At 41.6% G+C, this 25,092-nt stretch carries 23 protein-coding genes; 16 read left to right on the top strand and 7 right to left on the bottom strand.

The genetic code is table 11. The annotated features are described in order from the left end of the window. Window positions 1-132: 132 nt before the first annotated feature. Window positions 133-708, bottom strand: coding sequence for a phycobiliprotein lyase (locus tag GTQ43_RS12175; RefSeq protein ID WP_265272863.1), 576 nt, complete (start codon window positions 706-708; stop codon window positions 133-135). A gap of 115 nt (window positions 709-823) precedes the next feature. Between GTQ43_RS12175 and GTQ43_RS12170 the strand changes: the two genes are divergently transcribed. After that, on the top strand, window positions 824-1,648 hold the full coding sequence (locus GTQ43_RS12170; RefSeq protein ID WP_265272862.1) for a pentapeptide repeat-containing protein: 825 nt from the start codon (window positions 824-826) through the stop codon (window positions 1,646-1,648). Between the two features lie 114 nt (window positions 1,649-1,762). On the opposite strand, the gene GTQ43_RS12165 is transcribed toward GTQ43_RS12170, so the two are convergent. Together GTQ43_RS12165 and GTQ43_RS12160 are read right to left on the bottom strand one after the other, a co-directional pair. Next, window positions 1,763-1,963, bottom strand: coding sequence for a hypothetical protein (locus tag GTQ43_RS12165; RefSeq protein WP_265272860.1), 201 nt, complete (start codon window positions 1,961-1,963; stop codon window positions 1,763-1,765). 146 nt (window positions 1,964-2,109) lie between these two features. Next, entirely contained in the window at window positions 2,110-2,772 is a 663-nt protein-coding gene (locus GTQ43_RS12160; RefSeq protein WP_265272859.1) for a HEAT repeat domain-containing protein, read from the bottom strand. A gap of 39 nt (window positions 2,773-2,811) precedes the next feature. On the opposite strand from GTQ43_RS12160, the gene GTQ43_RS12155 reads away from it, so the two are divergent. The 7 genes from GTQ43_RS12155 (at window position 2,812) to GTQ43_RS12125 (ending at window position 8,572) form a co-directional block, all read left to right on the top strand. Continuing rightward, window positions 2,812-3,462, top strand: a complete 651-nt coding sequence (locus GTQ43_RS12155; protein ID WP_265272858.1) for a phycobilisome protein — start codon at window positions 2,812-2,814, stop codon at window positions 3,460-3,462. 505 nt (window positions 3,463-3,967) lie between these two features. Continuing rightward, a complete protein-coding gene (locus GTQ43_RS12150; RefSeq protein ID WP_265273744.1) occupies window positions 3,968-4,036 on the top strand; it encodes a phycobilisome linker polypeptide in 69 nt (22 codons plus the stop codon). A gap of 400 nt (window positions 4,037-4,436) precedes the next feature. Next, a complete protein-coding gene (locus GTQ43_RS12145; RefSeq protein WP_265272857.1) occupies window positions 4,437-5,195 on the top strand; it encodes a phycobilisome rod-core linker polypeptide in 759 nt (252 codons plus the stop codon). 139 nt (window positions 5,196-5,334) lie between these two features. Continuing rightward, a complete protein-coding gene (locus tag GTQ43_RS12140) occupies window positions 5,335-5,871 on the top strand; it encodes a phycobiliprotein lyase (RefSeq protein WP_265272856.1) in 537 nt (178 codons plus the stop codon). Window positions 5,872-5,955: 84 nt separating this feature from the next. Beyond that, a complete protein-coding gene (locus GTQ43_RS12135) occupies window positions 5,956-6,585 on the top strand; it encodes a chromophore lyase CpcT/CpeT (RefSeq protein WP_265272855.1) in 630 nt (209 codons plus the stop codon). Next, the gene (locus GTQ43_RS12130) at window positions 6,579-6,917 is read left to right on the top strand and encodes a CpeR family transcriptional regulator (RefSeq protein WP_265272854.1); all 339 of its coding nucleotides are present in this window, start codon (window positions 6,579-6,581) and stop codon (window positions 6,915-6,917) included. Before GTQ43_RS12135 ends, GTQ43_RS12130 begins: the two co-directional genes overlap by 7 nt. Window positions 6,918-7,564: 647 nt before the next feature. Further along, a complete protein-coding gene (locus tag GTQ43_RS12125) occupies window positions 7,565-8,572 on the top strand; it encodes a phycobilisome rod-core linker polypeptide (RefSeq protein WP_265272853.1) in 1,008 nt (335 codons plus the stop codon). 298 nt (window positions 8,573-8,870) lie between these two features. Here GTQ43_RS12125 and GTQ43_RS12120 read toward each other — a convergent pair whose 3' ends face one another. Next, window positions 8,871-9,839, bottom strand: coding sequence for a glycosyltransferase family 2 protein (locus GTQ43_RS12120; protein ID WP_265272852.1), 969 nt, complete (start codon window positions 9,837-9,839; stop codon window positions 8,871-8,873). Window positions 9,840-10,113: 274 nt separating this feature from the next. Between GTQ43_RS12120 and GTQ43_RS12115 the strand changes: the two genes are divergently transcribed. The 3 genes from GTQ43_RS12115 (at window position 10,114) to GTQ43_RS12105 (ending at window position 13,072) form a co-directional block, all read left to right on the top strand. Then, window positions 10,114-10,599, top strand: coding sequence for a hypothetical protein (locus tag GTQ43_RS12115; protein WP_265272851.1), 486 nt, complete (start codon window positions 10,114-10,116; stop codon window positions 10,597-10,599). A gap of 331 nt (window positions 10,600-10,930) precedes the next feature. Then, window positions 10,931-12,658, top strand: coding sequence for a S8 family peptidase (locus tag GTQ43_RS12110; RefSeq protein WP_265272850.1), 1,728 nt, complete (start codon window positions 10,931-10,933; stop codon window positions 12,656-12,658). A gap of 114 nt (window positions 12,659-12,772) precedes the next feature. After that, the gene (locus GTQ43_RS12105; protein ID WP_265272849.1) at window positions 12,773-13,072 is read left to right on the top strand and encodes a hypothetical protein; all 300 of its coding nucleotides are present in this window, start codon (window positions 12,773-12,775) and stop codon (window positions 13,070-13,072) included. A gap of 43 nt (window positions 13,073-13,115) precedes the next feature. Here the strand turns inward: GTQ43_RS12105 and GTQ43_RS12100 are convergent, their stop codons facing one another. After that, window positions 13,116-13,487: a CU044_2847 family protein gene (locus tag GTQ43_RS12100; protein ID WP_265272848.1), complete on the bottom strand. Its 372-nt coding sequence runs from the start codon at window positions 13,485-13,487 to the stop codon at window positions 13,116-13,118. Between the two features lie 145 nt (window positions 13,488-13,632). Here GTQ43_RS12100 and GTQ43_RS12095 point away from each other — a divergent pair, with 145 nt between their 5' ends. Further along, window positions 13,633-14,778: a caspase family protein gene (locus tag GTQ43_RS12095; protein ID WP_265272847.1), complete on the top strand. Its 1,146-nt coding sequence runs from the start codon at window positions 13,633-13,635 to the stop codon at window positions 14,776-14,778. 30 nt (window positions 14,779-14,808) lie between these two features. Here GTQ43_RS12095 and GTQ43_RS12090 read toward each other — a convergent pair whose 3' ends face one another. Next, window positions 14,809-16,149, bottom strand: a complete 1,341-nt coding sequence (locus GTQ43_RS12090; protein ID WP_265272846.1) for a trypsin-like serine peptidase — start codon at window positions 16,147-16,149, stop codon at window positions 14,809-14,811. Window positions 16,150-16,190: 41 nt separating this feature from the next. On the opposite strand from GTQ43_RS12090, the gene GTQ43_RS12085 reads away from it, so the two are divergent. The 4 genes from GTQ43_RS12085 (at window position 16,191) to GTQ43_RS12070 (ending at window position 21,559) form a co-directional block, all read left to right on the top strand. Beyond that, window positions 16,191-18,209 carry a pentapeptide repeat-containing protein gene (locus GTQ43_RS12085; RefSeq protein ID WP_265272845.1) on the top strand — a complete coding sequence of 673 codons (2,019 nt, stop codon included), beginning with the start codon at window positions 16,191-16,193 and terminating at the stop codon, window positions 18,207-18,209. 317 nt (window positions 18,210-18,526) lie between these two features. Further along, window positions 18,527-19,816, top strand: coding sequence for a glucose-1-phosphate adenylyltransferase (locus tag GTQ43_RS12080; protein ID WP_265272844.1), 1,290 nt, complete (start codon window positions 18,527-18,529; stop codon window positions 19,814-19,816). A 40-nt stretch (window positions 19,817-19,856) separates the two neighbouring features. After that, window positions 19,857-20,426 (top strand): AAA family ATPase, encoded by a 570-nt coding sequence (locus GTQ43_RS12075; protein WP_265272843.1) that lies wholly within the window; start codon window positions 19,857-19,859, stop codon window positions 20,424-20,426. Between the two features lie 119 nt (window positions 20,427-20,545). After that, on the top strand, window positions 20,546-21,559 hold the full coding sequence (locus GTQ43_RS12070; RefSeq protein WP_265272842.1) for a DnaJ C-terminal domain-containing protein: 1,014 nt from the start codon (window positions 20,546-20,548) through the stop codon (window positions 21,557-21,559). A gap of 141 nt (window positions 21,560-21,700) precedes the next feature. On the opposite strand, the gene hetF is transcribed toward GTQ43_RS12070, so the two are convergent. Beyond that, the gene (gene hetF, locus GTQ43_RS12065) at window positions 21,701-24,232 is read right to left on the bottom strand and encodes a cell division protein HetF (protein ID WP_265272841.1); all 2,532 of its coding nucleotides are present in this window, start codon (window positions 24,230-24,232) and stop codon (window positions 21,701-21,703) included. Between the last annotated feature and the right edge of the window lie 860 nt (window positions 24,233-25,092).

Below are 25,092 nucleotides of genomic sequence, written 5' to 3'. Positions count from 1 at the left end.
CCCTGCCTCCCCTGCCTCCCCTGCCTCCCCTGCTCCCCTGCTCCCCCTGCCTCCCCTGCTCCCCCTGCTCCCCTGCTCCCCCTGCTCCCCTGCTCCCCCTGCTCCCCCCGCTCCCTGCCTCTTCCCCACTCCCTACCTAGCATGATTACGAGCGATCATTTGCTTTAGCAGTTCTTGGGAAACACAGCGGCGTTCAGAACAATAAGTCATTAAGTTGACACCGTTCATCATTCGCACGGTACTAACCCTGACACGAAAATCATCAGTAACAAACCAACAACGTTCTTGACCTTGATTATTGTCATAGTCAGTATCAATCGTCAGCACTCCATCATCGGCAAACTGATACCGACTCACAACGGGGATGCTCTCAACATAGCCTTGGTTGCGGATCAGTTTTCCAGAACGTTTAGTTTCGTTGGGAATATCAACCAAAATGGCAGCATTATCGCTATTAGGTAGCCTGGTATCTAGGTTAGCTTGCCATGCAAAACTAGCACCGCCTGTTGCTTTAGTCGGATCTATCCCTTGGGCTTTACAGACTTCTTGGACTTTTGGATCGTTCTTTTCCATCACTTTCACGATCAAATTCGACTCTCCCGACTCATCGGCTGCCGAGTCAAAATGATGAACGGAGCGTTCTGTAAACCATGTCCCCTCACTTTTACGGAAGAAGTCGATCATTGACAAGGGTGGTATTAGATGCATCTGTTTTAAAACCTCGTTTTACCAAATTTTGGTGTTATTGAATACTGGGTAATAAGATGAAGCCCGATTTCGCTAAAGTGTAGAATAACTCCAAAAGTTATATTTTTATCAACCAATGACAAATAGTGAAATTCAACTTATTACTAGCGATCGCCCTAGTCCACCTCCAGAAATCTTAAAAGCGCTCAAAGCCGGAATCCCTCTAGATTGGGTAGATTTGTACCAATTCAATCTCAGGGAAGTCGATTTCCAACAAGCTAACTTGAGTAAAGCCAAGCTACTAGGAGCCGATCTCAGTGAAATAGTCTTGAGCAATGTCGATTTGAGTGAGGCAGATTTGCGAGGCGCTAATTTGCAGGGAGCCGATTTGAGTGGTGCTAATTTGCAGGGAGCTTACTTAAACCGTGCTAATCTCCAACAAGCAAATCTCAGTGGCGCTAATTTGCAGGGAGCCAAACTGCAAGTAGCACGTTATGATACACATACGCAATGGCCCCAAGACTATAACTACAAAGCTTCGGGAGCAGTAGGGCCCGGTGCTAATCTTAATGGTGCTTTTCTAAATACAGCTTCTTTGCGAAATGCAGATTTACAAGGTGCTAATCTGCGTGGAGCCTACCTGAGTGGCGCTGATTTGACAGGAGCCAATTTGCAAGGTGCGGCTTTGAGCGGGGCGGATCTGACGAAAGCTTATTTGACTGGGGCTTGCTTGCGCAATGCTCGATTGACTGGAGCCGATTTGCAGCATACAGATATGCGAGCAGCTGACCTTAGTGACGCAGAGATGGAGCATCTTCAAAGTATTGCTGGGGCAGATTTTACTTTAGCCCAAGGACTCACAGAAGCAACAAAAGCCATGCTTCAAAGCCGTCCATATTCAGAACTCGACGTTTGGAACGCCTACACCCGCACAACAACTCGTGATAGTTTGAGTGCTTGACCAATATAGGGCTGAATTGTGAGTTATGAGTAGGAGTTAAAAACTAATTTCTAGGTACTTAGCACGAGCTAAACGCCCCGCTATCTATGTACAGCACTCACAACTCAGCACTCTTTACAAAAGTTGCCAGTTCTTTTTTAGAAGTGCTAAAAAAGTAGCGTATCCTTCGGAAAAACCTGGCGGATCGGATAAAACATATTGTGGAAATTCTTTATACGATCGCCAAGGTTCCGAAGCATTATGCCGCAAATGTAAAGCACATTCTGAGGAACCTGGTAGTCGCCAAGTCATTTGACCAGTTTGTATATCAGTCACAAATGCCTCCTCATCTTGAAAAAGTTGATCTTTTCTTCCAGATTTTGGCAGATTGACCGGATATTTTGGTCAAATTTAAGGTAAAATAATATATTGGTTATCGTTCAAATAAGTTTGCTCGCAATATTCCAAATAAGCCCATACTGCTATTGTGGCAACAAGTCTTCTAAAGCTGCTCCGACAACTCGGTGATCCTCATCCTGTCTGAGTTGGTTCAGGGCTGCTTTTGCTTCCGGCTCGTCAAAACGTTTGAGGGCATAGCTAACTCGTACGCGCATCCGCCAAGATTCATCATTCACTAAGGTGAGTATTTGGGATAGTGCGGCAGTCCGTTGGTTAGAATTAGCTAGTAAGCCAAGTCCATCAACAGAAGATTCCTGAACTGTGAAATCTTCGTCTTTTAAACCCTGGACGCAGATATCAAATAGTTCTTCAGGGCAATCCATTTCAGCGATCGCAGCTAAAATGCTCCGCTTAACTAGCCAGTGGTCATCCTGATAAAATGCCATAACTAGATGAGAAACTGCGACTCTACCAAATAGCGACAAAGAATTTGCCGCTTCTGCTCGCACGTTGGGAGTATCGTCGAATTTCATTATTTGCATCAAAGCAGCAAAGGATTCTGCTGATTGTTGATTACCCAAACCTCTTGCTACAAAAGAACGCACCAAAAATTCTGAGTCATGAAGTTTAGTTGTTAGCAGAGGAACTGCAACTTCTGATTCATAATCATTGAGGGCTGCGATCGCCTTCAAACGATATTGAAAATCTGGGTTCTTCAGTTCAGCTTGGATTTGATGGATTTCCATAGGTGCATTTGGTAGAGCTATCTTTACTTTATTTTACAGATGTCAAAAAATGGCGATCGCATTTGGGAAGATTTAATCAATTCCCAATTCCCTAAATTAATGACTCAATTAAGCGAAACCGTCAAAGAATTAATCGCCAAAGCGAGAATTATCAGCTTTGCTGAGTGGGAACAGTCCCATCCAAAAGCAGCGATCGCTATATTTCAAGCTGCGGATGATGCTTTTCGCTATTTGAACGACGAAGACTTGTTGCAAATTACAACCTTGTCATCTGATAATTCTGAGTTGATTGCTATTGCTGTTTTGTTACGCGATCGCGCCGTTGAAATTGTTGATGAGGCTAGAGAGCAGGTTTTGACCATCTATCCTGAAATTACTCAGCCGGGAGGTGGCCTTTATCCGCCAGAACGCGCCCAAGCTTGCTGGCGCGATTTTTGGCATTTTCTTCGCTGCATTACCTATGGTATAGCAGGTGGGCACACTCACTATACCAGTCCCGGAGGACTGCATTATATGAACTTGCTCTATCAAGAATTACAAGTTCCATTAGATGCAATGCTTTTAGGCTTAAAAAGCATCAAGGCTGCTAGTTTGAAACGCTGCCCAGCCAATCACCAGGAAACTCTTGCTCCCTATTTTGACCATTTAATCGGTCAACTGGCTACTTTCCAAATTCAATCAGCTTTGTAGTCAAGCCGCTCAATATGCTTGCTAAAAGCCAATTTAATTAAATTTACATTACGTAACATAGGTTGATTTATTCTTACCCACCTACCGAAATAAACTCTGGTATCTCAGGATAATTAATACTCTTGCTCAAGGCAGGACAACAATATCATTACCTACATAGCGATCGCAAATCAAATACTAAAAACAAGCTGAAATTTCTCTAAGAGTGTTCCAAAAAATAAATGATCCAAAACCCGTCATTGCTTCGCTTCGCTCGCAATGACAATTGGGCATTTTTTTACTTGGAGTACTCTAAATAGTATTACCTAACTTCACAAATTTTAATAAATATGGCTTCGGCATCGTATCAGAATGTATAAAGGCGTAACGATGCAAAAACTTAGATCCTCAAGACTAATAAGGATTTAAAGTCTCTATGACCTCTCCTTTGTCATCAAGATGTAAAGTTTTTTAACATCTGCTGGATATCCTTCTCATAAAATTTAGTTGTTAACTGGGAGATAGTTTGAATGGCTTTTCCAAGTTTCGCCGTAGTAACCAAGTATTTTTCGTGCCATACAATCAGCTTTCATAAGAGTATCAACGGATTCACAAGCAAGTCCGTGTGATTGCCAATATTACTCCTGTCAACTAGAAAATATATCTACAAACTAAGCTTAGGAAAAAGGTGAGCATCACTAAAGATTGTTTAAAGAATAGAAATTGGGGATTGGGAAAAATTTTTGCAGTACTCAATCTCCAGTCACAAATGCCCAGTATTCATCATTGATTAAAAGCGATCGCCCATCTAGAGTTTGATCGGTTCTGCCGTCAGTTGTCATATACGAAGATATTTAACGCACTTTAACAACCTAAAGTTTTACAAATGCTAGTCAGTAACAAAAATAACTGGCAGCTGAGGCAAAAATCTACCTCCATAAGGGGGAGAATACTCAAAGATTTCATTTAATTCACGTTTTTAAGGAGATACTTCTATGTCACTTTGGGTCATTGATTCACCTAATGTTGAACTGCGTCCAAACATAGCTGAGAGTGAATTACAGACACTGATTCGCGCAGTTTACAAACAGGTTTTGGGGAATGCTCACTTATTAGAAAGTGAGCGCCTAGCCACTGCTGAATCGCAATTGCGCGATCGCAAAATCAGCGTCCGTGAATTCGTCAACACCGTTGCGAAATCAGAACTATATCAATCCCTGTTTTTCAGTTCTTCCTCTCAGTATCGGTTCATCGAACTGAACTTTAAACACCTGCTAGGTCGTCCTCCTGCCGATCAAGCAGAAATTTCCGAACACGTCCGCATCTACAACGAACAGGGCTACGATGCTGAAATCGAATCCTATATCGATAGCGAAGAGTATCAGCAGAATTTTGGCGAGAATATTGTCCCTTATCCTCGTAGCACTAGCTCCCAAGTAGGGATTAAAAATGTTACCTTTAACCGGACTTTTACCTTACTGAGAGGAGTCGCTACCAGCGATAGCGATCGCAAAGCCAAGCTGATCGGCGATATCGGTGCAAACTTACCTACATCTATCAAGCCTCCTGCTGCTGGTTCTAGTGTCAGCAGCACCAGCAAACGCTTCTTGATTAAGGCAGTCAAAGGTTCAGCTAATCTCCGTACTCGTCTGGGCAACCTCGAATATGTAGTTAACTACAACCAACTGTCTGGACAAGTGCAAAACATTCATAGAACAGGCGGCAAAATCATCAGCATCACTGAAGTTGCTTAGATTGCCTAAGTAAGGGAGTGGGGAGATTGTAAAGACGCGATTAATCGCGTCTCTCCTAACTCCTGACTAGAATAGTAGAATAACTTTTTAACCAAGATATATCTTGGATTGTAAGCTACTTTTTAAAATCACTTTTCTAATGGAAATTACGGAATTCTTTGAACTTTCAATTGGACGATGGCGATCGCAGCGTAGCGGTCATCATTTAGCATTCGCCCACTTTGAACAAGTGCTTTCTAACATTGACATTGAGTCTCTATCCACCGACGATCCGGCGGTGCTAGCAATCTGTAAATTGTATGATAGCAACCCCGCCACTATCACCCACCCTTTTCGGATGACTTGGGAAGGTCAGTCAGATTGGGATGATAAAGCAATCTCTGGTAGTACTGTGCTAGTGCCAATTCCCGATATCGAAAATCCTTCTAAAGGAAAACTCCTCCGTGACAAAGGATACGCCGAAACAATCCCCGCAGTAGGTAAATATCATCTGAGTGATGATGGTATTTTTACCCTGGTGACAGCTTATGAACTCGCTGCTGCTGAGGAGCGAATTTGGTTTGCTACCCCAAATCTGCGATTTCGCGTAGCGACAATTAAAACCAGTGATGGTAAAGGCGTGACAACAGCTTCCTTTTCTTCAGAGATTCGCTCTTTGTCTAATTCAACCAGTTAGCAATATCAGGTTACAACATAAAAGGATACAAGCTCATAAATAAATTTATGAGAATTTTGAATTTTGAATTTGGAGCGAAGCGACGTGACGATAGCGCCCAGTGAATCTAGCACCAACGCTAGCGATTTGCTCACCTTAGCCTGTTGGATGGCAGGAGATTTTAGCAACTACAAGCAATCTTTTGCAAATCCGCAACTTTATGCCCACATTCACATTTTTTTTCGTCCTTTACCGATTGAATTTTTTTCTACCATCGGTTTTTATTCAGAACAAGCTTATGACCACGATTTATGGACACCCTATCGCCAGGGAGTACATAGACTCGTGGATGATGGCGATCGCATTTATATCGAAAATTACAGCTTAAAAGACCAGATGCTTTATGCAGGTGCGGCTCGTGAATTAGATATCCTCAAAACCATCACCCCAGAAAGCATAGAACGGCGTTATCACTGTTCAATGGTTTTTCAGCGAGAGGGTGAAATGTTTCGCGGGAGTGTGGAACCAGGTAATCAATGTCTGATTAAGCGCAATGGATGCCAGACATATCTTGTCAGCGAAGTAGAAATAACTGAGCATACTTGGATAAGTCTAGATAAAGGGATGGATATTGAAACCCACAAGCAAATATGGGGTTCAACTGCTGGCCCCTTACAGTTTGAAAAACGGGAAAGTTTTGCTGATGAATTACCAGCGGTGAGAGCATTATGTTGATTCAGCTTGAATCTGTTAAATATAAAATGTTACCTCCACAGGCTGAAAAAAAGATGCGCTGTTGGATTCGCAGTCGCCACTTAATCTGTTCGGGTAACTTTTTTATATTCGAGACATTAGAATATACGACCATTGAAAGATTTTCTGAATGTGTTGCTTCTTTAGGAGGGACAGTAATATCCGTTGACCCCATTAATAAAATTTGGATGGGCGATCATCGCCAAGTGATTTTATATCAAGCAAAAGCTAGTTTACATACGCCTCATCATACTTTGAAACAATACTGGATAAAATACGGTGGTTTCTACACTAGATTTGATGAGCGCACTTGAGAGTTCCTATACTGCAAAAATGCTTCCCAGCGGTGTCTACACACCAATTCAAAATTAAGTTTTGAATTTTAAATACTCCTTAAGAGGGTTGACGGCTAACTGTTAATGTTTAATTGCTAATTGTTTTTTATGATTAGCCGTTACTTATTACCAGTTAGCCGTCTAAGTTTGTTAGAAAATGTAACTAAAAAACTCCCCAAAACTTGATAGCTTATATTAATATCCAGTTAATTAGTAAATCTGAAGTAGAGTGTGTTACGGCTTTAGCCTAAGCTCGACTTTATCTAATGGTCTATCCCATTAATTTTTATCAAGAAAGGCAGAGGGCAGGAGGCAGAAGGCAGAAGGGAATACTGCCTCCTCCCTCTGCCTGTGACCGAACCGAACTTGGGTATAAAACCCCACCGTCTATACGGTGCTTACAATTGGTTGGGGTCTGAATCCCCAACGAAAAAGTTCCTTCTGCCCTCTGCCCTCAGCATAGATGCCTTCTTCAAGAGTTTGTAGTAAGTACTTCAGTGCTTAAAAATCCAGGACTAAAGTCCTGACTACGAACTTATTCCCCGATCAAAATTAATGACACAAAGCAATGCATTAGCTTACCTACAGAAATTTTATTTTTTCTAACTCCTACCCATATTAATCCTATGCAAACCTTCATCGACGACCAAACCAGACGACAACAATATCAAGCATTTCCCCAAACAGAACCTATAGAACTGTGGACTACTGCTTCAATAGATGACATTGAAATTGTAATTCGGGCAGTTTATCGGCAAGTGTTGGGTAATGCCTACATTATGGAAAGTGAGCGGCCGCTCGTTCCTGAATCCCAACTCAAGCAAGGTATAATTGATGTCCGTGAGTTTGTCCGTCAAGTTGCCAAATCAGAGTTGTATCGCTCTAGATTTTTTGATAACGTTTACCGTTACCGGGCTATTGAACTGAACTTCAAACACCTGCTAGGTCGCGCTCCCGATGACTATTCTGAGACGACATATCACAGCCATATTCTTGATGAGCAGGGTTTTGAAGCAGATATTGATTCTTATCTGGATAGCGACGAATATTTAAATGCCTTTGGAGAGAATATAGTACCATATTACCGGGGCTACAAAACCCAGACGGGCAAAAAGATATTAGAATTTAGCAATATGCTCCAACTGCTGCGGAGTAATTCTAGCAGTGATAAGAACCTAGCAACCAATAATAAACCTCAACTGGTGCGATCGCTAATTAACAATACTCCTTACGGTAAACAGAAACCCACAGATGTGAGTGCAATCCTTGCTGATATATTCAAGCCGAAACCAGAAACTGCTGCTCCAGTTAATACTTTGATTGCAGTTCGTACAGAAGCCGAACAAGGCTTGCGGCAAAAGATTCAAGACCAAGAAAGTCAGATTGCAACTTTGCAACAACAACTAGCAGACTTACGACCATTTGCCAGCATTGGTACAACAAAATTTAGTAGTAGTTGGCAGACTTCCAGTTTCACCACCACCACAGGCGAATATACATCTTTGCAACAGCAAGCTGACGCGCAAGCAAAACAGATTGCAGCTTTACAAGAGCAAGTTGCTGATGCCCGGCGGTCTGCCACAATTGGAGAAGCCCGGTTGAATAAATGGCGCAGTCGCGTTTTCAATGGCTAATTTTAACCGTTTATAATCAGATTTAAATCCGACAGAACTCAATACCATTGGGTTAGCTGTCTATCTGTCGAATAATACCCCTAACCTAGTACAGTGCGGCGGAAATAAACCACCCATTCCAAATCAATGAAACCCTCATGCTGTATTCGTTTTTAATTTTTAATTTTTAATTCCGCCCTGCGGTACTAGGCTGTTGACTTTGTGCCTTTTTAGGAGTTAAAAAGTCATGCAAAATGTATGACACAAAAATAGGTAGCTCGCTTCTCGCCTTTGGGGAGTATTACGAATTACGAATTATTTAAGATGATACTTGCTGCATTTGAGTATAGGCTTCATATACACCTTTCACGTTGTACCAGTTGAGGAAAATCCGGGCAACCTCTAAAGCTAATTGTGGTTTACCTAAGTTAATTAGCCATTGCAAAAACGGAGCCATTGTCCGCTCATTTAGTGCGCCGTTAAGTGATAAAATTCCCCAAAGCAAGCGATGCAGCCAAGTCATTTGAATCATCATTCGCACCTCCCATGTGGGATGCTTTTGATAAAATAAAACTCCCATCCTTCCGCGTTGAATTTCTTGGTCAATCAATCGGGGAATTTGCTCTAAATTAAATGCTGCATGCCAGTGATATCCAACGGCTTCTGGACATTTAATTAGTTTCAGACCTAATTGTTTGAGCCTCACACCTAATTCTAAATCTTCCCAACCATAGAGTTGAAAACTGGTATCAAATAGTCCAGCTTTCTCTAACCAATGTTTAGGAATTGCCACATTTCCAGTAGCAAAAAAAGCTGCTGAAAAATCTGTTACTTTGTAGGGTTCAGCCGTTGGTTTGTCGAAATTACAAGTATTAATAACTGCGCCATAAGTGAAAAAGCGATCGCTCCTTAATTTCTCTTGTCCCTCTATTAGGGCTTCAGCATGAGCTTGCAAGAAGTTCTCCAACACCACCAGATCGCTATCAATAAAGATAATGGTGTCTCCCAACGCCTGTTCTACCCCCAAATTTCGAGCCGCAGCCGGGCCTGCATGGTCTTGCTGAAACCATCGTACGTGGGGAAACTCTTCTTTGTGTTCTGCCAACCAATGCAATGTGCCATCAGTAGAACCATCATCTACTAAGACAACTTCGTAACCAGTAACCGAATTTGGCTGACTTAACTCCTGCACCTCCAAGGCGCGGAGGCATTTTTCTAAAATTGGTTGGCGATTATAAGTCGGTATCACAACGCTGAAAAACACACTCTCACCCACAACACTACCCATCTCCAGGATAGGACAGATGCGACGCTGACGCTGTTCCCGATCTGAATTCTGGTTGCAGCTATTAGAGCAAAAAGCCCATAATTTTAATTACTCTCACCAAAAAAATCTATTTAAATTACTTTTTCAAAAATCTTAATATTTCTCAATTAAGGTTAAAAAATCTTGGGATTTAATTCAGAATATAAGAGCGATCGCTTTGTAAAGGTTAGTTGATATTTCTTGTCAAACTGTTAGTGAAGTTAGAGACTAAGAATACAACACACGCAATTATTTTATGACTGCTATTTCTAACCTTGAATTTAAACGGCCAACTTGGCAAACCGCTATCATATTGACTTTGGGCTTTTGGCTCAGTGCTAGTCTAGTTTTAGATTGGGTAATTATGCCTAGTCTTTATATTTCTGGCATGATGAGTCAAGCTAGTTTTACGACAGTAGGCTATACGATTTTTTGGAACTTCAATCGAATGGAGTTATTATCTGCTGCCGTAGTATTGACTGGAGTATTAGCTTTGAGCAAAACCGGATATCGTTGGCGTATTAGCAGTATTATTTTATCTATGCTTCTGCTAACTATAGCTATGTTCGATACCTATTTATTAACTCCACAAATGTCCGCTATAGGAGTTCACCTCAACCTATTTGAAACTGCTATTCCATTGACAATGAATTTACTACATGGCAGTTATTGGCTACTAGAAATAGTTAAACTGGCAGCTTGTGGCACACTTTTAAGCTGGTGCTGGCGGGAGCAAGTTTAAGTATATGGAGAAATATAACGGTAAGAATGTCCATTTTTAAATCTCACGCTAAAGACGCAAAGGAATTCTTTGCGTCTTTGTTATTACATATAGGACTAGCCCTTTTAAAGAGTTGTGTGATGGGCTAATTTGTAGTTTGGTAAGTAAGTCGGTACAAATAAACCTAACCATGTAACAGAATGCAAAAACCACAAGACCTTTGCAATTGCTTCATTCCACTTCGTTACATTCGCAATGATATACATTGAAATTTTCACGCCGACTTACTTAAGTGAAATCAATCCAAAATCCAAAATAGTCTGACTGTCAATAAATTGAATTTGAGGTAAAAATGAGACACGAAAAACTTTCTCCCGGATTACTTTTGGCATTTCAAGACTATCAAAATGAAGGGGATAAAGCTTTAGTTACACACAAGCGATCGCTTGGCATCATTGCCCACAAAAGCCCAGTCAAGCCTACCAAAAGCGTCGTTTTTATTTACTGTAACCCTGATGCAGACTTAAGTTATTTATCACAATATAACATTGAAGTCAATCAAAACTCTGGAAGTGTGCGGACGGCTTTTTTACCGATAGAGAGTTTAGATGTCTTATCTGAAGAAGATATCATCCATCGCATCAAGCCATCACGCAAACTTCATTTGAGGATGGACACTGCAATGGAAACGGTCAAACTACCTGAGTTCCAGAACAAAAGCGGACTGACCGGAAAAGGAGTCATCATTGGCATTATAGACAGTGGCATCGATCCGAAACACCCCGCCTTTGCGGGACGAATTTTACACATTTGGGATCAAACACTGCCAGGCCCAGGAGTGATAGAAGGCGGTTATGGGGCGGAAGTTACGGGAGCGCAACTGACAATCTCTCAAGATACTGGGGGTCATGGTACTCATGTTGCCGGCATTGCCGCCGGTGCAGATGCTAGCTATAGCGGTGTTGCACCAGAAGCAGAATTAGTCATCGTCAGGTCAGATTTACAGGATGCTCACATAGCTGATGGAGTGCGTTACATTTTCCGAGTTGCCAGAGAGTTGGGACGGCCAGCCGTGGTAAATCTCAGCTTGGGTGGACACGCTGATGCCCATGATGGTAGTGATTCTTTATCCAAAGTCATCGATGCGGAAACTGGCCCAGGAAGAATTGTTTGTTGTGCTGCGGGTAACGAAGGAAACGATAACATTCATGGACAAGCGACAATACCCAGTGGACGCACTCGTGGTATGCGCTTTAATGTTCCTTTGAATCAAATAGGCATAGTTTGGTTAAACGCTTGGTATTCCAAAGACAGTGAGTTGGAAGTATCTGTGCGGAGTCCTAACGGTTTTGTTACCCCCTTCCAAAAAATAATCACTGAGGGTAATGCTGCACAAGATTACCAGTTGCCGGATGCACGGGTGCAATTAGCAACACCAGCGCCAGATAAAGCCAACGGCGACCATAATTTCTTTGTGCAAATCCGGGGTATTGACCCCTCGCCAGTCATGGGAGGTATTTGGCAACTGCGAGTCCGCAACACTTCTGCAACTGACACACGTTTAGATGTGTGGACATTAGATGACACTTCCTCAGTGTTTTTCACAGGTAAAAGTGTGAAAGATGCGGTAAAAATCGGTTCGCCAGGAGCCGCCAGCAGTGCAATTACAGTTGCCGCCTATACTACTAAAACTAAGTACACAGATATTGATAACAAAGTGCAAGAAATGGGCTTAGAATTGCATACTATTTCGGAATTCAGTAGTGAAGGGCCTCTACGCAATGATGGTCATAAGCCTGATATAGCAGCACCAGGAGCAATGATTGTTTCCACCCTTTCCGCCGATGCCAGTTTTGACCGCTCATCGATGATTAATTCCAAGTTTGTGGTAATGGCTGGTACGAGTATGGCGACACCCTTTGTCACTGGGTTGGTAGCACTGTTGTTGCAGCGAGATTCTCAACTCGACCCGGCTGCTGTGAAAGAGTTGCTACGTAAAAATAGTACAATTCCCGAAAAACCCGCAGGTACATTTGATGAGAAATGGGGTTATGGAGTGATTAATGCCTTAAATCTGTAATTGGGCTGAGATAGGTAGATATTATTTCTGCACAAGGGTAGGCGATAAAAACCTATAACTTTGATAAGTTAGGGTAGGTAATAATAGCCTACCCTTTTTACCAAGGAATTGCTGATGAATTATCAGAAACTAGATGCCGCTCTTGCTACAGCACTGAATAATGTTCAAAATTCAGAGGAACCGAGTTTAGTAGTTTTCATCCATACGGAACCAATATTAGACTCTGCCGCGATCGCTGTTTTAGAAAGTTTAGGCGTTAGTGGTGTTACCAGTGGTAAAGATATTTTCACTGCAACCCTGTCGCCCAATGCCATTTCCCAGTTGTCAGATCAATCTTGGGTGAAGCATTTGAAGCGATCGCACCAATTACGTTTGGTTAATAAGAGAATAAATATAGGGAAGTTGGGTGTTTAATGGGCATTGCCTACCCCTAGACTGCGCGGATAATTTTTTGCAGTTACTGTAAATCAAGTTGTTGTTTTTCTGGAAACTTACACTTCACCTCAATTTGCAGATTACTTTCAGCTGAACCTTCGGTAATGTAAGGAATACCAGCTTTGCCACCCAACTTAATGCCAAATGTAAGTTTTACCTCTTCAATTTCAGCAGTATCAAAGTCTTTAAAAGCACTAAGAGCATAGATAGTATAAGAGCGAATCATTTGCCGAGCTTGTTGCATCCGAGCGATCGCATCTGTTCGCACATCCTTGTATTCTATGCCATCGTCGTCCTCGTCAATTTCCTGAGTTATTTCGGTAGCTGTGACGTTAATCTCAATCTGCTCAATCTCCCCATCTGCTTGGAAAAATAGTTGCTGTACTTCTGACATGGGCTACCTCAATTAAGTTTTGTAACGTATCTGAATAAATTTCAGCTTGCTTGCAGAAAAATAACAAATGGTATTGTTTCTAGTAACACAGCCATCATGGTGTCTGTCAAGATTATCCCGCATTTACCAACATAAGGTGTGTTAAATGGCACGATACGCGCTTGTTATTGGCATCGCCGAGTATGTCAGCCGCTCATTACCGCCTTTGTCGAAGACTATAAATGATGCTGAAGCGATCGCGCAACTCCTAGAGCAATATGGTGATTTCCAGTCTGTGCAAAGGCTACCACAGCGCTGGAATAAAGATAAAAACGGCTATGAAATGGCAGCCTCAAAAGTTACTGGCGCTGAAATCGGTCAAAAACTCAGAACATTCCTGCTAGAGCAAGCTGCTAATAATGAAGCGTTGATTTATTTTAGCGGACACGGTTTTATAACTTGCGATGGTTTGGGACAACAAAAGGGATATTTGGCAACTTCTGATTCTCAGATTGAAGTTGCGGGAAACCAAATTGTGGAACAAAAATATGGCATTTCCTTTGATAGTCTCAATCAATTAATTCGAGATTCGCAATTGAGTAGTTTGGTAATGCTACTCGATTGTTGTCATGGGGGCTATTTTTTGGAAAGACAGTTGGTACAACAAACTCTTACCGCTTTCAGTTCACAAAAAGATTATTTCTTAATTACAGCTTGTCGTGGCTTTGAACGTGCAGGAGTAATTAAGAGTGAAGAATACAGCATTTTCACAGGTGCAGTTCTCAAGGGATTAGCGGCTGAGAATGCAGGTAATAGCAGGGGAATTAGCAGCGATCGCTTGTTTGATTTTGTAAGCAACGAATTGAAAGGTTCAGTACAAGAACCGATTCGCATGGGTTGGGGACGTTCCATTACTTTAGTTACCTATCATACAGGCAGTCAGGCTCCAGTTTCTACACCTGAGTCAGACCAACCAGCGATTAATAACTCTTTTAACATGTCTGGTAATTCTATTGGAAACTTTGCTGGTAGTGGCTCGATTAACTATAATGAAGCTCCTAACCAAATTCGCAACATAACCGTTAATTCTTCTAGTTCGCCATCTCCATCGCTTAACCAATTAACTAACCAGCAGCGCTGTCAAAGCGTTCGCAATCATCTTAGCGAATCACTAGAATTACTAGAAGAGTTTGAACAACAAGAAAGACTAACAAGCGATCCAAAATTACGTAGAAATGCCAAAGTTGAACAGGAACGATTGCGACAACAAATTGCCAATTATGAGCAAGAAATCAATAATTTGGGATGTTGAATTACAAATAATAGCTTGATGGAGAGAAATTTAGATAGAAGTTGTTGCTTGATATGTAGGATTGTTCTCAGCTTTTTTATCTACTGTGTCAACAAAATTTGTGATGAAAGTACGAATTTTTTGCGCTCTTGAATTTGATTTTTGTTCAATACCTAAATTTGCTTCTGCATCATATTGCTCTATTTTTGCTTTTAAATCCTTGACTATTTCACAAGTTCTCACACCTTCTTCTGCTTTTATTTCAAAGGTTATATTACTGTCATTTATATCTGCTACTGCTGCATGATGTAATGCCACTAATTGCCATTGTTGATTAAAAACTGGACTACCTGATGAACTAAAGTCAGCATCAGCTTCATACCGAACAAATTGTTTGTAAATTTCTAGAACTCGGTTACTAGAAAGAATAACTTGCTTACGCTTTCCCTTGGGATGCTGAATAATATTAACAGGCTCTCCTAGCATAGATTTCCCTTGAGGAATTTTAATCTTGAAACCGTCGAGTTGAAGATTTTTTATTTTTACTTCATCTACAGGCGGTGCAATCCTTGTTGGGTTTTCATCTAAGGTAATCCAGCCAAAGCGATCGCCTGCTCGACCTAAAATAGAGAAGTCTGGATCTACAGGTTTATCTTGCAACTTCACTAAGGTGTAATCCAAGTTTTCATTAGTTTCAAAAAAACCTGTATCTGGATTCGTGTCAAGTTTATATGCTATTGGCGGAATTTTTCGCCCAAGACCATCTTGATCGTACCCAAATTCGGCTATAATCTCGTGACATACATGCTCATCTGGAAGTACATGATGATTAGTCAGTAAATAACTGTTTCCAACTAAAAACCCTGTCGCAAGTGGAATTGGTAGCAGTTTACTAAAACGTTCTGGATCTTGAAGCACAGATGACGGAGATGCTTGAGCAATTTTAGAAAAAAAATCGTCAGCAAAACCTTGCTCTTTTTCTGAGATTGAGAATATTTCTTCTATTTCTTGCCTAGTTAAAATATCTTTATTATTATTTTTAAGTTCCTGTTCAAACTCAGTAACTATATTGACTATTTCTTGTCTGAATGGTTCAGAAAAATTCCGAACTATTCGGCATACAGCAGTGCCTCGTCTTACTCCTAGTTCTAAAAAAGAAAATGGTAAAAAATCTGGATGACCAAAAACCGCATTAATCCGCGATGTTGGGTTAACATCAAAACGCGAGTTGATAATTTCTACTAGCTCATTGGGGTCAATAGACTCAAGTGATTCTTCTTGCTCACTGTTAATTGGTATAGAACTTACCTTGAGTCTTCTTTTAAAAAATCTGGTAGGTAAAAACCAATTGTATAATATTTTGCTTCGAGACGGAGTTATATTAATAGTCATAAATGTTTTGTAAAATCCGAAAATTACTTGGTGGAATTAGAATGCAGTCTCATCGCTTATCCTGCCTTATTCAAGCCGGACAAAATATTCGAGGTTGGCGTTTCTCTCAAGAATCTTTGCAATCGGAATTACGTGGTGTGATTGCTGGTCAACCACTACTAGTAAAAGCTTGGCTGCTTTTATTTATAAATGTTCTCTATGTAACATCAGGTATTGTATCTGGATTTTTTGGTGCAAATGTATTTTTTAACATAAGTATACAAGGCGAGGGCTGGATAGAACTACTTTGGATGATTGTCGTAGTGAGCCTTTGGATAATTACTACTATACGGAGAGGTATTGCTCAAGGTTTAAAATTAGCATTTATAAGTTTTTTTATAGCTTTATTTATAACAGCATTGTTAGCAAATTTTAATTTATTACCAACTATAAATCCAGATATTCCACCAGTTATCGATCGTAGTATTCAAAACTTAGCCGCCACTACATTTGGAATGCTTTTTGCAACAATTAGTATTTTGACTGGTAGCTTTGCTTTTGCTTTAAGCTCAACTTTATTTCCTCAAAATAAATATTTACTTCGAGGGTGGGTAATTTTCGTTATCCTGTTTTCTGCAACAATTATTGCTGTCGCAGCATATCAGTTTCACTGGTTAGAAAATAAACCAGAAGAGGATAGTTTTTTAGTAAAAAGTATTTCGATAAGTGGTGGTATAGGTATAGGTTTAGGCATGGTAATTATTAACTTATTTGCAACAAATTTTAATGATAAACATCGCAATCATTTATATTTTTTACGAGATTGGGCGATCGCAGTTGCTTCTTGGGGTGGTACATCATTTTATAACTTAGATTTGAGTAGTGTTGATTTTACTAGTTCTCAGTTAGCAAATAGTGACTTAAGAGCGCTAAAATTGTACCGGACTTGTTTCAAGCGAGTTACTGGTTTGGATAGAGCTAGACTGGATAATAGATATTTAGATTTAACTAACTCTAAGGTACAAAAACTGCTCACTAATGAAGATTGTAAAGATACGAACTTTAGCAGAATGAATTTGCAAGGTGCATATTTACGAGATGTAGATATGAGGGATTTTACTTTAATAGGAACTAATTTAAATGGAGCAGATTTACAAGGGGCTGATTTGCGCCGAAGTATTTTGGTACGCGCTCAAGTTACAGGAGCAAATTTGACTGGTGCTAATTTAACAGGAATTTGTATTGAAGATTGGAGCGTTAATTCTCAGACTTGTTTTGCTGGGGTAAAATGTGAATATATCTACCGCCAATTAGATGATAAAGGAGAGGGTACAGATCAGTATCCTATTGGTCGCAACTTTGAAAAAGGAGAGTTTGAAGCTCTCTTTCAAAAAGTAGAAGAGGTAGTTGAGTTAGTTTTTAAAGAAGGCATTAACTGGCAAGCTCTAAGCTTTGCTTTCCGTAAATTACAATTAGATGATGACGGTTTAGGATTAGAATTGAAAGGGGTCGAACAACGCGGCGATCTTTGGGTTGTTAAAGTAACATACAGAGAAGGAATTCCTCGGCAACAGGTTGAACAACAACTCAATCTAATTTACGATGATATTAAAACTTTAATGGCTGTCAAAGAACAGCAATTTAATAGACTTCTCGGCATTGCAGAAAATCAAGCAGAAGCGTTAAATAAAAGACCTTTGGGTAATAGTTTTTTTATTGTTGGTAGCACAATTACAAACCTTGCAGGCTCTGGCGAAATTAATTATGACGAAGCTGCTAGTAAGATTCGCAGTTTTGTAGCTAATGGTAGCAATTTAGCTCAAGCAACGACTGTAGCCCAAAGTTTGTTGGATCAATTTCAGAGTCAAAGTGTTGCTATTTCTACCAATCAACAAGCTGAACTAATTCAGCAGGTGATTCTAAATGAAGCTCAAAAAGACCCATTTTTTAAACAGTTTATTGTACAACAAGGACAGGAAATCGCTAATCTGATACCAGAGAGTGCGATCGCCACAGCTATCCAACAAGCATACTCCCAACTTACAACAGCGAAAACAGAAAGTTCATCAAGAGAAATCTAGAGAGCAGGCTAAAAAGCATAAATACCCACTTAGTTATCTAAGGAACTTTAAGTACTTTAATAATACAAGTCTCCAAAATTACTTGTTTTAGCAGAAAATCCAGTAATTCTGTAGTTGTGACAGTGGTGTACCTTATAACGATTAATTACTGATGTTAATTAATACTTTTTATTTATTTACAAGTAGTCAATAACCTCCTTCAACACTACCAGCATTCTGTAAAATTCATCCTAAAGAATCAGATGATCCCCCTTACCTGTGGTGGCAGACAGTCCTAAACTGAGAGTGAGAGTTGAAAGGCAGTCGGGAGAAATTTTGTGAAAAAAGTATTATCAATCATTCTTGGTGGTGGCGCGGGTACTCGGCTTTACCCACTAACCAAACTCCGCGCTAAACCAGCAGTACCAGTAGCGGGGAAGTACCGCTTAATCGATATCCCCGTTAGTAACTGCATAAATTCCGAAATATTCAAAATCTATGTCCTGACACAATTCAACTCAGCTTCCCTGAATCGTCACATCGCCCGTACCTACAACTTTAGTGGCTTCAACGAAGGCTTTGTGGAAGTCCTAGCGGCACAACAAACACCAGAAAACCCCAACTGGTTCCAAGGTACAGCCGATGCTGTGCGTCAGTATCTGTGGTTAATGGAAGAATGGAATGCAGACGAATATTTGATCCTCTCAGGCGATCACCTCTACCGCATGGATTATCGCCAGTTTATCCAGCGCCATAGGGAAACAGGGGCTGATATTACTCTTTCAGTCATCCCCATTGATGAGCGCCGCGCCTCAGATTTTGGCTTGATGAAAATTGATGATTCTGGTAGAGTCATCGATTTTAGCGAAAAACCTAAAGGTGAAGCCTTAATCCAAATGCGCGTTGATACAAGCATACTGGGATTATCAAAAGAACAAGCCCAGCAACAGCCTTACATCGCCTCAATGGGGATTTATGTCTTTAAAAAAGAGGTTTTGTTCAAGTTATTGAGAGAAGGTATAGAAAGGACTGATTTCGGCAAAGAAATTATTCCTGATGCCTCTAAAGATTACAACGTTCAAGCTTATCTCTTTGATGACTACTGGGAAGATATTGGAACAATTGAAGCATTTTATCATGCCAACTTAGCTCTAACTCAGCAACCCCAGCCGCCCTTTAGTTTCTACGATGAAAAAGCGCCAATTTATACCCGCGCTCGTTACTTACCTCCGACTAAACTTTTAGATTGCCACATCACAGAATCAATTATCGGCGAAGGTTGTATACTGAAAAATTGCCGCATCCAACATTCAGTTTTAGGAGTACGATCGCGGATTGAATCTGGCTGTGTCATCGAAGAATCTTTGCTGATGGGTGCAGATTTTTACCAAGCTTCTGTGGAACGCCAATGTAGTTTAGCAGAAAATGATATTCCTGTAGGCATTGGCACAGATACAATCGTTCGTGGTGCAATTGTTGATAAAAATGCCCGCATCGGTCACGATGTGAAAATTATCAATAAAGATAATGTGCAAGAAGCTGAACGCGAAGCTCAAGGTTTCTACATCCGCAGTGGTATCGTTGTCGTCCTGAAAAATGCTGTAATTCCTGATGGAACGATCATTTAAGAGTTAGGAGTTAGGAGTTAGGAGTTAGGAGTTAGGAGTTATGAATAAAAATTCTGATTACTCCTCACTCCTTACTTTTAATTCCTCACTTTTAACTCCTAACTCCTCACTTTTATTACTGATTGGTCTTCCAGGTAGCGGTAAGTCAACTTTTGCAAAACAATTACTGGCAGAATACCCCCAGATGTCGCTGATTTCTACAGATGCCATCCGGGGGAAATTGTTCGGTTCAGAAGCCCTTCAAGGGCCGTGGCTACTGATTTGGCAGGAAGTAGAACGGCAATTTCAGCAAGCTATTTCTACAGAAAATACAGCTATTTTTGATGCCACTAATGCCCAGCGCCGACATCGTCGTGAAGTTATTGCTTTAGCCCGTGAATTGGGGTTTGCCCAAATTACGGGCATTTGGGTGGATACACCAGTCTGGCTGTGTTTAGCACGGAATAAAAAGCGATCGCGCCAAGTTCCAGAAGAAATTATTTTGCGGATGCACCGTCAACTCCGGGATGCGCCCCCAAGTCTGAAAGAGGGGCTAAACGGGCTGATCCGCTTATCAGAAAAATCGGAGTACGGAAATTGCGATCGCATCTTGAGCGAGAACCACACTTGATTTTCTATATTCTTTGTTAATTTAAAATCAGATTCTTTTGCTTGGCACTATACCTAGCAATTAAATATCTGTGATTCTTAAAAAAAAACATAACAGGAATTTCTATAGGAGGCTAGTAGATGGCTGCAACCGACTTCAAAGACTATTACGCAATTTTGGGAGTTAGTAAGACTGCCACTCAGGAGGAGATTAAACAAGCCTTTCGGAAACTAGCCCGCAAATATCACCCCGATGTCAACCCAAATAATAAACAGGCAGAGGCACGCTTTAAAGAAGTTAGCGAAGCCTACGAAGTTGTGTCAGATGTAGATAAACGCAAAAAATACGACCAATTCGGTCAATATTGGAAACAAGCTGGTGAAGGTTTCCCAGGCGGCGGTGTCGGTGCCGATATGAGCGGCTTTGACTTCAGTCAATACGGCAATTTTGATGAGTTTATTAATGAGTTACTAGGACGCTTTGGCGGTGCTACCCCTCGCGGTGGGGGTGGGCGACAAAGTTACTCACAAAGTTATTCTTACCGTTCTCCTACAGGTGCTACAAGTGGTTTTAGTGGCTTTAACGATTATGGGTTTCAAGATCCAGGCGCGGCTACTTCCCAAGATAGTGAAGCTCTAATCACCCTCACTTTTGCTGAAGCATTTAACGGCGTGCAAAAGCGCTTCAGCTTAGGTAACGAAACAATAGATGTTCGTATCCCATCTGGGGCTAAACCTGGGACTCGGTTGCGGGTGCGGGGCAAAGGTCAAATCAACCCAATGACTCAACAACGAGGGGATTTATACTTAAAAGTCGAACTTCAACCGCACTCGTTCTTCCAAATGGAAGGTGATAACTTGGTGTGCGAAGTGGCAATTACACCAGATGAAGCAACGCTGGGAGCCTCTATTGATGTACCCACACCTGATGGTTTAGTTAATGTCAAGCTACCAGCCGGAGTCCGTTCTGGTCAATCACTGCGTTTACGTGGCAAGGGTTGGCCCCTCGCCAAGGGTGGACGTGGCGATCAGTTGGTGAAGGTGGCGATCGCACCACCAAAAGACCTCAGCCAACAAGAGCGAGAATATTATGAAAAAATCCGGGCTATACGTACTTATAATCCCCGCAGTCATTTACAGCAAGTCAAACTGTGAAAAATATAGAGATTAGGACTTACGCATTGACAGGAAAGACCAAGTATAGATGATTGGAAAAACCAGATCCATCCTAGGGGCAATTCATGAATTGCCCCTAGGACGCATATCTATTTACCAACATTCTTTTTCACCAAACCTCTACTGTTGTTCACCTTTTTCCTGGAGGAGCGATCGCCAATCTTCAATCGCCTTCTCTGTCCACAGCCAATTTTTAGCTAATTTATCTACCTGGAAGTTTCCTGGATCGGAGTTTAAAACTGTTTGTCGCAACTTGATGGCTTCATTCAGATATTGTGTCTGTTTACCACTAGATTGACTCAGTGCAGATTTATACAGTCCAAGCGCTAAACCAGCATAAGAAGTTAAAGCATCTTCAGGAACTGCTGTCTTTGAATCTTTATTCTGTTCTTTCAGAGCTAAATTCAAAGCTTTGAACCAAGAATCATTGGCTCGATTCAGATTACCTTCTGTGTAGTAGGCAAATCCTAAAGCGTTATTATACAAAAGTGATTCTGGTTTAGCTTTTGCAGCAGTTTCCCAGTAACGGCGGGCATCATCGACGCTATAATTATTGTCTCCAGCTTGGATGGACTGCCAAGCTAATCTTCCCTTATAAAAGTTGACAGATGGCTCATCAATTTGCTTACTTGGAATCAGTTTAAGAGCAGTTTCTGCCGCAGCCAGGGCGTTACGATTAAGTAGTTCTTCTACAGCCAATAACCCACCTTGTAAGTCACCCTGACTCAATTTTTCTGTAGCGGTAGCAGTGACAATTCCAGTCGATGCTGTCTGTAAGTCGATATTTTGCTGCTTTTGAATCGGTAAAGACTCAGTGGAAATTGTTGGGATGTTAGGCAAAGTTACCTGCTGGGAGCGATTTTGCCACCACCAATTTAAACCGATCGCAACTGCGATCGCACTGATTCCCACAATACCCACAATTGGCCACAGCTGGCGGCGTTGGGTACGATGTTTTGGTGGGGGTGATTGCGATATTTGGGTTGGGCTACGCCTATGGGAAAAATCAGAATTTTCTAAATTTCCTTGCAGGTTTCCAGTAATTGGAGGTGATGGTGCTGGGACTTCTCCCCACAAATCTCCTTCCTCTTCCAGGGAATTCATTTCCTCAGAAACCTGCCTTTGCGGAAAATTAGCTTCGGGAATTTGTCGATCCAGTTCAGTTGGATCTTTTTGGTTATCTAGCTGACGAAACAAATCTGAAACGATCGCCGAATCTTCTTCATAGCTTGGGTCATCATACTCAATTTCATCAACCAAATCGCCCCAAGTATCTTCACCCAGCCAGTCCAACCCAGAAGAATCTCGCACCAAACCAGCAGGAATCATTTCTTCCATTCCTAAAGGCATCTCGGCATCATCTGCGTTGGCGTAGCCCGTCGTAGACATCGCTGAGTACATTGTGGAAGTTATTCCTAAAGGCGAAATATACTGGTTTCGCGATTCTGCACTTTCGGATAACTCAGTTTCTTGATTCAGAAAACCGTCAAATTCTGGCTGGAGATATAAAATCGGTAATGCCCAGTACATCTGGTGAGAACCATAGGCAGAAATTAATCCTTGGCGCACTCGACTAACACACAAATCTACTGGATATCCCTGACTTAAATTGCGGTAAAATAATTGTGTCAGCGTCAACGCCACTTCATCAGGAATCCGTTCAGACATCGCCAACACGCTTCTGATTCCGCGCTTCACCAGACTTTCGGCCAAGTTCCGTTCGCCAGTATCTCCAGAGGGATTGGATGCAGCCGTGTATGCCCCTAAACAGGAGTTAAATACTGCCATTTGGATATTATTGTTGACGAGTAAACCTGCTAGATCGTCTCCAGTCAAGATTTCCGTCAAGCCCGTTCTGCGACTAACCAGATAAATTTCTCCGCCATTGCCGCCTAAATTACTATGACCAGAGTAGTGGAGAACGTGATATCTACCTTGTTCAAGGGCTTGCGTCAGTTCTTCCCGTCCTGGTTGGTCTAAGACCGTGAGTTCAATTTCTGGGAAATTATTGTTACCTTCGGCAAGTCGTGATGTTTGTCGATGAAGTTCTGCTTGCAGTTTAATCGCTTCTTGTTTCTGTAAGTCAAGACGGACTTGATCTGAGGGAGAAGCAATTACCATCAACACTTTCACAGCCTCTTCTTCTCGTGGTGTAAAAGTATTTCGCGATCGCAACGGAGAACCTCCCAAAATACCACTTTGGAAGCGAGAAAAAGCCACATAAGGCCCAGTAGCTAGGGGGCGATCGCCAGCGTGCATCACTTCCCAAGGTAGACGAGCTAACCTAGTATCCTTTAACCCCAAACGCAAGCGTAATACTTGTTGGTGGTTTTGGGCAATCCCTTGAGCGGTAATCCAACTATCTCTGAGAGTGCCTTTAAATAGAGCGTTATAAAATTGTTGGCCCAACGCCACCAAATTAACAGAGTTTCTGGCAATATTGCTTTCGTCCCCACCAGAAGCGAATATATCTCCTTGCAACACCGACTTCAACGGGTCATTCATCAAATGCCCAGCAGCTATCAACCACTCAGCTACAGGCCAAGTCACCAATTCTTCTGCTAATGGTACCCCAGGCGCGACTTGTTCCGTCCGCACCAAGTAGTCATTTTGCCCTACTGGGGTTACGGAAATGTGAAATTCCTGGGTCACAACTTCTCCTGTCTGCTTCCTAAATCTGGTTTGAAACGCGAAAGTTTCAAGTCGATTTTTCGCTCCTTTTGATAACTTAGATGCATCCCACCCCTGAATGTTTCTGATTCGGTGTTGTTTTGCTTTTTCTGCCTTTACAACTTTTTCCGGATCGGATTACTTGGATCTAGAACACTTAATTGGTAGATGCACCTTGATCTTCAACTCCCCTAGTTGGCTAACACCCACTGGGGGTTTTTTTTAGTTTTGGCCAACACCAGCAACTTTTGACGCAGATATTCTCTACCAGAAAATAGTGCTTAATCCTAGAATACTTGATTAATAGATGGATGTACCTTGATTTTTAACTCCCCTAATTCCGTTAATCTCTACTATAGGAATCCGGTTTGATTTGGAGAAAAGATACGTAGTAGCGTGGCAAGGCTAAAATAGCGCATTAGATTTATGGTTTCTTGGGGCTAAAGCGCTACTACGAGCCTTTAGCTAATTACACCATTTTAGGCTTGCCACACTAGTAGGGTGTTATCGCCAAGAGTACGGCACCAAACCCTCGATAATGGTGCGTTACGAACTTCGTTCTAACACAACGCTAGTTGCTACAACGGAGGGAACCTCCCTTCGGGTTCACCAGTCGCCTACGGTGGGAAACCCGCCTACAGCGCTGGATTCACCGCAACGCACTGGCTCCCCTACAATACCTAATTTTGTTCAAAAATCAAATAGGAGTCCTATAGAGTTTTGTTGGCGTAAATTTCTAGTAGATTTATCCGGAGTATGGTAGTTAAACCTAGAACATTTAATTGGTAGATGCACCCTGATAACTAGCTCCCCTGGTTGGCTAACACCCACTGGGGGTTTTT

Origin of the sequence: Nostoc sp. KVJ3 (assembly GCF_026127265.1) — a bacterium.
In the GTDB taxonomy this organism is placed as follows: domain Bacteria; phylum Cyanobacteriota; class Cyanobacteriia; order Cyanobacteriales; family Nostocaceae; genus Nostoc.
The sequence above is the reverse complement of the archived record's forward strand: the minus strand, read 5'-3'. Positions and strand labels throughout refer to the sequence as shown.